This window comes from Pseudomonas sp. SDO5591_S426, assembly GCF_054070755.1.
Window position 1 is genome coordinate 1 of record NZ_JBSVXD010000423.1, and the last position, 420, is coordinate 420.

Annotated in this window: 1 protein-coding gene; it reads left to right on the forward strand. The window is 62.4% G+C overall.

The genetic code is table 11. The features are described 5' to 3' along the window. A partial coding sequence (locus ACW9JC_RS30410; protein ID WP_457459690.1) for an RHS repeat domain-containing protein occupies nucleotides 1-420 on the forward strand: 420 nt, incomplete at both ends.

Genomic DNA, 420 nt, shown 5'->3' on the forward strand with positions numbered 1-420 from the left:
GCGAGTCGGTGCGCTTTTTCCATTTTCTGGGTGGGCGCTTGAGCGCGATCAGCGACGCCTATGGCAATCGTCTGACGGTGCAGCGCGATTTTTCCGGGAGCATCCAGCGCCTGGACAACGGTGCCGGGCGCTGTTTGTGGTTGCGCTACGAGCGTAGCCATTTGGTCGCCGTCGACTACCAGCGCTTTCACCTCGGCGACGACCAGCCGCCGGCCTGGCGCACCGAGCAGACGCTGGTCAGCTATCGCTACGACGCGCGCTGGCGATTGATCGAAGCGACGAATGCTGCCGGTGAAAGCGAACGTTACGACTACGACGAACAGCAGGTCATCCTGCAACGGCAGCTGGCCGGTGGCGCGAGTTTCTACTGGGAGTGGGAAAAGTCCGGCAAGGCTGCCCGATGTATCCGTCATTGGGCGT